This is a genomic window from Corallococcus sp. AB045, from assembly GCF_003668895.1.
GTDB classification, from domain to species: Bacteria; Myxococcota; Myxococcia; order Myxococcales; family Myxococcaceae; genus Corallococcus; species Corallococcus coralloides.
In genome coordinates this window covers 1-7,255 of sequence record NZ_RAWN01000311.1, presented here as the reverse complement: position 1 = coordinate 7,255, position 7,255 = coordinate 1, and the positions used below count along the sequence as shown (strand labels likewise).

The window sequence follows — 7,255 nt, the reverse complement described above, 5'->3', positions numbered from 1 at the left end:
CCTCCAGGCGGTGGCCTTCGTGCTGCGCCTGGGCCACGCGCTGCACCGCCTCGGCACGCCCGCCCACCGCCTGGAGGGCCTGATGATGAAGGTGAGCGAGCGGCTGGGCCTGGAGGCCCGCTTCTTCTCCACGCCCACCTCCATCTTCGCCTCCTTCGGCCCTCCCGAGGACCTGCGCACCAGCCTCATCCGCGTGGAGCCCGGCGACATGGACCTGGAGCGCCTCATCCTCCTGGACATGCTCGCGGACGACGTCATCCACGGGCGCCTTACGCCCGCGGAGGGCGCACCCCGCGTGGAGGACATCCTCGCCCGGCCGCCGCGCTACGGCCCCGCGCTTCAACTGCTCTGCTGGATGCTGGCGGGCGCTTCCGCGGCGCTGCTGTTTGGCGGCGGCTGGAAGGAGATGGGCGTCGCCGGCTTCAGCAGCCTGGCCATTGGCATGCTGGACCTGCTGACCCGCAAGCAGCCGACCACCGCCCGCGTGCTGGAGCCCGTGGCGGCCATGCTGTCCGCCGCGTTCGCGGGGCTCGCGGCCCACTTCTTCGGCCCGCTGCACGGCGAGGTGGCCACGCTCGCGGGCCTCATCGTCTTGCTACCCGGCCTCACGCTCACCATCGCCGTCAACGAGGTGGCCACGCGCAACCTCATCTCCGGCACGTCGCGCCTCACCCACGCCGCGCTCATCTTCCTGCAGCTGGGCTTTGGCGCGGCCCTGGGCAGCCGCGTGGCCACGGTGCTGCCTCCCGTGCCCATGCCCACGCCGTCCCTGCCCACGGTGCTCCCCCCGGGGGTCGCCATCGCCGCGCTCGTGGTGGCGGGCTTCGCCATCGCGGTGCTCTTCCGCGCCCGTCCGCGGGACTGGGGATGGATTGCCCTGGCAGGCGCCGCCGCGTTCATGGGCGCGCGGCTGGGAGCGCTGCTCCTGGGGCCTCAGCTGGGCGCCTTCGCGGGCGCGCTGCTGTTGGGCATCGGGAGCAACGCGCTGGCGCGGCTGCGCAACCGGCCCGCCGTCACCACCGTGGTGCCGGGGCTGATGCTGCTCGTCCCCGGCAGCGTGGGCTTTCGCAGCCTCGCGTCGCTGCTGGAGCGCGACGTGGTGGCCGGCGTGGACACGGCCTTCTCCATGCTGATGGTCGCGGTGGCGCTGGCGGCGGGCCTGCTGTCCGCCAACGCCATCATGCCTTCGCGCAAGGTGCTCTAAAGGGCCGGCCTCACGCCAGCCGCATCAGGTACACACCCGCGAGCGCGACGATGAAGTACGGCACCAGCACCGCCGCGCCCGCGTACTCCTTCGCCATGCGCTGGCCGAAGAAGAGCGCCAGCAGCGACACCGCGGAGAGCACCGCGCCCAGGTACGCGAGCAACGGGCTGCCGTTCACCAGCAGCGCCACCGCGCCCGCCCCACTCAGCGCCCCGGCCGCCAGCTCCATCAGGGTGATGACCGCCAGCATCGGCGTCACCACGCCCTTCAGGGGCGACTTGGAGAAGTGGCCGGTCAGCCACCCCAGGTTCCCCTTCCAGTCCACGACCTTGTCCAGGCCGGACTGCAGGAAGAGGATGGCCAGGAAGGCGGCGCACAGGAGCTGCGGAAGCCAGAGCGTGAAGCGGGCGGAGTCGAAGGGCGGCATGCGCGCACTCTAGCGCCCCCTCCGCCGCTCCCAAGCTCCGTGAGCAGGCAGGCGGCCAGTGCGTGGGGAATGTTCCGGAGACAATCCGGCCGGGCAGGCTCCCGTCGGCAGGTCCGGCTCCATAACTTGGCAAGGCCATGGCCTCCGATCAGGTAGCGCGACGCGTCTTCGTGGGTCTCATCCTGCTGTCCATCGTCCTGTTGTGCCTGGTCATCCGGCCCTTCGCGGAGGCGTTCTTCCTGGCGGCGGTGCTGGCGGGCACCTTCTACGGACTGCACACCCGGCTGAAGAAGCGGCTGCGCGGACACGGCAACGTGTCCTCCGGGCTCATTGTCAGCGGCATCCTGCTGGCCCTGCTCCTGCCCCTGGGCGGCCTCACCGCCTTCGTCGTCGCGGAGGTGTCCGAGGGCGCACGCTTCGTGACGGAGGCCGTGCAGAAGGACGGGATGACGGGCCTGGTGGAGAAGCTCCCCAGCGGCATCCAGGGCCCGGTGAGCAAGCTGATTGAGCGGCTCCCGCTGGAGCAGGCCGAGCTGGACCAGAAGCTCCAGGAGCAGGTGACGAACCAGGGTGGCACCGCCGCCAAGGCCGTGACGGGAGCGGTGGCCGCCACGGGCAGCATCATCCTCCAGCTGACGATGATGCTCATCGCCCTCTTCTTCTTTCTCACCGACGGCGCGCGCCTGGTGCAGTGGATTGAGAGCGTGTCGCCGCTCAGGCGCGGGCAGACGCGGGAGCTGCTGCGCGAGTTCAAGAGCACCTCCGTGTCGGTGCTCGTCTCCACCATCGCCACCGCGGGCGTCCAGGCGGCGGTCGCGCTCATCGGCTTCCTCATCGTGGGGGTGCCCGCGCCGCTGTTCTTCGCGGGCCTCACCTTCTTCCTCGCCCTCATCCCCGCCGTGGGCGCCGCGGTGGTGGTGCTCTTCGCCGCGGGCCTGATGTTCCTCAGCGGCCACCCGTGGGCGGCCCTCTTCCTGGCCATCTGGGGCCTCGTCGTGGTGGGGCTCGTGGACAACGTCGTCAAGCCGCTCCTGGCCCGCAAGGGCATGAACCAGCACGGCGCCATCGTCTTCTTCGCCCTCTTGGGCGGCCTGGCGGCGTTCGGCGCGGTGGGCCTGCTGCTGGGGCCCCTCATCGTCGCCTTCTTCCTCTCCGTGGTGCGCATCTACGAGCGCGACTACGGCCGGCCCAACGGACGGATGGGCGACCCGGCCACGCCGGGAGGCCCCATCCCGCCGGGCTCCCAGCACGTCGTGCTCACCACGGAGTCCGGAACGCCCATCACGGACGCGGACACGCCGTCCAACCACTGACGGCCCCGCGCCCCGTCAGGGCGTGGACTTCACCGGCGCCGCACCCTTCTTCGCGGGGGTCGGCGCCGGAGCCGTGTCCGGCCCCAGCTCCTTGAAGGCCTCGCGCACCGCGTCCGGCGAGCCCGCCACCTTCGCGGCGACGCGGCTGGCCTCCGAGGGAGACAGCCGGCCCAGCAGGCTGCGCTCCAGGTGCTGATCCACGAAGGCCTGGGTGGTGTCCTCCTTCAGGTCCACCAGCGCGCCCTTCGCGTCCAGCACCGGTATCACGCGCGGCGAATTGAGCAGCAGCACCGTGGGCACGTCCACGGCCTTCACCCGGCGGGCGACCTCGTCGCGCAGCTTCGGGTCGAAGTGGATGCCCTTCTCCTGCACCAGCGCGCGGATGCCCTCGTAGTCGCCGGTGGCCTTGATGACCATCAGCTTGGAGAGCAGCTCGCCCACGGCCTCGCGCATCTTCGCGTAGTCCGGCACCGTGAGGTACGTGCGGCCGTTTTCCGTCACCTGCTTCACCGCGCCCTTCTCCTCCAGGAACGTCACCGTCATGTGGTGGCCGCGCTGGTGGTCCTCCTCGAAGGCGTTGCCCGTCTCCACGCGGCGCAGGTTGGTGAGCCCCTCCACCAGGAAGTCCCGGTACATCTGCCGGGCGATGGCCTCGTGGTCCGGCGACAGCTCCGCGAGCGCCGGGTCGAACGCGTGCCACAGCGCGATCAGGTCCGCGCGCGCCTCCTCCAGCGTGTTGTCGTACTCCTTGAGGAAGACGGACGGGGACTGGCCCTTCAACTTCGGATCCACCTGGCCGGAGGCGTGGCCCAGCACTTCGTGGAAGGCCACCAGCCACTTGCGCGCGGTGACGGAGTACTTCTGGGCCTGCTCGCGGTCCTCCGCCGTGCGGGAGAACTCCAGCGCCAGGGGCAGCCGCGTCACGGCGGAGGCGGCGTCCATGACGTTGGTGATCATCACGCTCTTGCTGCCGTACTTCTCCCGGATGTGCTGCTCGTTGGGCAGGTTGATGCCCGCGGGCGGCTCCGGGTTGGACGTGATGAGGTTGATGGCCTTGGCCACCGGCGGCGAGACCTTCTTGCGGCGGTACTTCTGGGGCCAGGGCAGCCGGTCCTCGAAGTACTGGGCCTTCTGGCCCATGAGCACCATGATCTGGTTCTCCGCCGTGTCGCGGTAGTTGACCAGCCCTTCCCACTGTCCCTTGTGGCCGCGCGGGTCGACGTAGGTCTCGATGAAGCCCAGGTTGGCGTCCACCTTCGGGTCCACCTTGAGCCACGCGATGTTGTACGCGTCCCAGTCCTTGGGGCTGCCCGTCTGGAAGTAGCGCACCAGCTTGCCCAGCGCGGCCTTCTGCGCGGGCTCGGCGGACTTCATCGCCTCCTGGAGGTGCGCGATGACACGCGAGAGCTCCTTCGCGTACAGGCCCGGCTTCACCTTGCCGTCCGGCGTGCCCGCGCGGAACACCTGCTCCGTGAGCTTGCCGTCCTGCTTCACCACGCGCGAGTTGAGCGGGTACTTCTCCTTGAAGCCCACCAGGTCCTTCTCCGTCACACCAGGGCCATAGGCCGTGTTGGAGGACGCGGTGAGGAGGTCCTGTCCCGGCGGCGGGGCCTTGGAGGTGAGCTGCGGCTCGAAGCTCGCGTCGAAGAGGGTGGGCGTCAGGTCCTGGAGCCAGGCCTGGAGCGCGGCCTCGTCCTTCACCGTCCAGGGTGCGCCGGCCTTGAGCGCGCGCGAGGCGCCGGCCGCGAGCTGCTCCGCGGTGAAGGCCGGGACGAACTTCTGGCCGGTGGTGCTGTCGTGGTTGCCGCCGTGCCCGTAGAAGCGCAGCAGGTAGTCCGCCAGCTTCCCGTCGAAGCCGGACGCGGCGCTCTGCGCGTCGCGGCCGAAGAGCCAGACGCCCTCCAGCAACTGCTTCGCCGGCACCAGCTTCCAGCCGAGCTGATCCAACGCGATGTCCTCGCCCGCGTGCGCCGCGAGTGTGAGGGACCACGCCACACGCTTCTCCGCCAGGGACAGCTCCGCGATGCCCGGCGCGAACATCTGGGCCACGGCGGTGTTGCCGGAGCGGGCGCGGAGAAACTTGCCTCCGGGCACCGTGAGGGAGGGCTGCGCGGCCTGCGTGAGGCCGGCGTCAGGCGCGGGCGACTTCTGCGGGGTGGCGGGCGCGGCGGCGAGGACGGCGGCCAGCAGCAGGGGCTTCATGGGAGGCTCCAAGGAGACGTGACGGGACGTGGCTACCCCGCGCGCGGGGTGGACTCAAGCCGCGCGCCGCCGCGCCCCTCACGGCCAGACAGAGTGTGCGGCCGGAGCGGGCTGGGTCCCGCTCCCCGCAAGGAATGCGCGGGATGCCGCCGGCTCGCGCAAGGTTTGCGCCGGGCCCCCTAGCGGGATGCGCACCCGCGCCCGGGCCCACCGCCACGGAGGGCACCAGTCCATCCCGGTACGGGGCATGCAGTGTCGAAGGCCGGACAGGTTTCATTCCTCCCTCCGTTCGAGCCAGCGACCATGACCTCTTCGCTCTCCCTGCGCCGCGCCGTCCTGCTCGCCGCCCTCAGCGCCGCGGGGTGCGCGGGGTCCTCGATGCAGACGCGTGCGGATCCCTCGCCCCCGCTGCCGCCACCGCCCACCTCGGTGGCGCTCACCGTGGGCTATCAGGAGGCGGTGAGGCTGGGGGCCGCGTTCGCGCGGAGCCAGGACCAGGCCCTGGAACTGGTGATGGCGAAGCAAGGGGAGGCGTCCTGGTGGCTGCGGTACGCCTCGCCGGCGGGCCAGAAGTCCCTGGACTTGCGCGTGGACGGGCAGACAGCGAAGGTGGAGCCCATCCCCCTTCCGCCCTCCGCCGGGGAGCCCTCCCGGTAGCGCGAGACGCCGTGGCGGCGGCCCTCCGGGTCCCACAGCGCTCTGAATCGCCTCACTGCACGGTTGTCACGACCCAGGCTCCATGGAGGCTCCACTGCCCACCCTCATGATTGTGATTGTCAGCGCGGTGGCCGTGCTCGTGGGGATGATTGCCCATGCCGCTGGCCACCTCACCGCGAACGGGCTGGGACGCCTGGTGCTGCTCGGAGGACTGGCCATCCTGCCGCTGGCCGTCAGCGGTGCCGGGGTCGCGGTGGGCGTGCGCGAATCGAGCCAGACCCAGTTCTGCATGGGCTGCCACGAGATGGAGCGCTACGGGCAGAGCCTGTTCGTGGACAACCCCAACGCCCTGGCCGCGGTCCACTACCAGAAGCGGCTCATCAACCGCGACTCCACCTGCTTCTCCTGCCACACGGACTACGCGCTCTTCGGGGACGCGAAGGCCAAGCTCAACGGCCTGCGGCACGTCTGGGTCCACTACTTCGGGACCATCCCCCCGGAGCCCCGGCTCTATCAGCCGTATCCCAATTACAACTGCCTCCACTGCCACAACGACGCGCGCGGCTACCTGGAGGCCGGGCCGCACCGGGAACTCCAGGCGGAGCTCCAGAGCGGGGCCCGCTCGTGCCTGAGCTGTCATGACCTCGCGCACGACCTGGAGGGCGTGAAGGCCCAGAACTTCTGGCTGCCGGAGCGACCAAGCCCATGAGCCACGACAAGCGCATCCGGGTGGCGGCCCTCTTCGTCCTGGCGGGGCTGCTCATCCAACTGTTCGCCCTCTTCTATTGGACGCCCCTGACCTTCGTCATCTCCACCGCCGTGGGCGTGCCCGGGGTCCTGCTGGGGGTCCTGCTCTACGGCGTCACGGTCTGGAAGATCCTGAAGGAGCAAAAAGCCCTATGAGGCGCTCCGCGTTTGACGCCTCGGGTCCGTCCGGGTCCGTCCTCCTTCGCGGGGGACGGTGGCGGGTGGGGCTCGTCGCCCTCCTCCTGTTCACGACTCCCATCTTCGCCGTGAACTCGCCGCAGGACATCCGGCTGCCTCCGCTCAAGGAGCGCGCCGCGCCCGCTCCGGCGCTGTTCTCCCATTGGGGGCATGGCTCCATGTACTGCTACAGCTGCCACCCCGGCACGTTCCCGCAGGCCCGGCTGGGCTTCACGCATCAGGACATGCGAGAGGGCCGCTACTGCGGGCGATGCCATGACGGACAGGCCGCCAGGGCCTGGCGCTCCATGGACTGCGAGGCGTGCCATGCGCGTCGCTGACCTGGGCACCTGGACGCTGTTCGCCTGCGCGCTGGCGCTGTCCATCCCAGGCCCCGCGCGAGCGCAGTCGCAGGAGGAGAAGCGGCGGCAACTCCAGGAGCGGCTGGGAATCAAGCCGCCCCCCGCGCAGGCGACGCCCGATGCGGGAACGCCGTCCCCCACGGAGGCCTGTCTCTTATACACATCT

Annotated in this window: 8 protein-coding genes; 6 read left to right on the top strand and 2 right to left on the bottom strand. The window is 70.6% G+C overall.

From position 1 onward, the window contains the following. Positions 1–10 precede the first annotated feature (10 nt). Positions 11–1,204, top strand: a complete 1,194-nt coding sequence (locus tag D7Y21_RS39105) for a threonine/serine exporter ThrE family protein (RefSeq protein WP_233612466.1) — start codon at positions 11–13, stop codon at positions 1,202–1,204. 10 nt (positions 1,205–1,214) lie between these two features. On the opposite strand, the gene D7Y21_RS39100 is transcribed toward D7Y21_RS39105, so the two are convergent. Further along, positions 1,215–1,631: a DoxX family protein gene (locus tag D7Y21_RS39100; protein WP_120565243.1), complete on the bottom strand. Its 417-nt coding sequence runs from the start codon at positions 1,629–1,631 to the stop codon at positions 1,215–1,217. A gap of 137 nt (positions 1,632–1,768) precedes the next feature. Between D7Y21_RS39100 and D7Y21_RS39095 the strand changes: the two genes are divergently transcribed. After that, positions 1,769–2,944 carry an AI-2E family transporter gene (locus tag D7Y21_RS39095; protein WP_121718425.1) on the top strand — a complete coding sequence of 392 codons (1,176 nt, stop codon included), beginning with the start codon at positions 1,769–1,771 and terminating at the stop codon, positions 2,942–2,944. A 15-nt stretch (positions 2,945–2,959) separates the two neighbouring features. Here the strand turns inward: D7Y21_RS39095 and D7Y21_RS39090 are convergent, their stop codons facing one another. Beyond that, the gene (locus tag D7Y21_RS39090; protein WP_121718424.1) at positions 2,960–5,146 is read right to left on the bottom strand and encodes a peptidase; all 2,187 of its coding nucleotides are present in this window, start codon (positions 5,144–5,146) and stop codon (positions 2,960–2,962) included. Positions 5,147–5,449: 303 nt separating this feature from the next. On the opposite strand from D7Y21_RS39090, the gene D7Y21_RS39085 reads away from it, so the two are divergent. The 4 genes from D7Y21_RS39085 (at position 5,450) to D7Y21_RS39070 (ending at position 7,068) form a co-directional block, all read left to right on the top strand. Beyond that, positions 5,450–5,803: a hypothetical protein gene (locus D7Y21_RS39085; protein ID WP_120565246.1), complete on the top strand. Its 354-nt coding sequence runs from the start codon at positions 5,450–5,452 to the stop codon at positions 5,801–5,803. Positions 5,804–5,909: 106 nt separating this feature from the next. Further along, positions 5,910–6,512, top strand: coding sequence for a NapC/NirT family cytochrome c (locus D7Y21_RS39080; protein WP_158627419.1), 603 nt, complete (start codon positions 5,910–5,912; stop codon positions 6,510–6,512). Further along, positions 6,509–6,706, top strand: a complete 198-nt coding sequence (locus tag D7Y21_RS39075; protein ID WP_120565248.1) for a hypothetical protein — start codon at positions 6,509–6,511, stop codon at positions 6,704–6,706. The genes D7Y21_RS39080 and D7Y21_RS39075 overlap by 4 nt, the downstream gene beginning before the upstream one ends. A gap of 65 nt (positions 6,707–6,771) precedes the next feature. Next, positions 6,772–7,068: a c(7)-type cytochrome triheme domain-containing protein gene (locus D7Y21_RS39070; RefSeq protein ID WP_158627418.1), complete on the top strand. Its 297-nt coding sequence runs from the start codon at positions 6,772–6,774 to the stop codon at positions 7,066–7,068. Positions 7,069–7,255 lie beyond the last annotated feature (187 nt).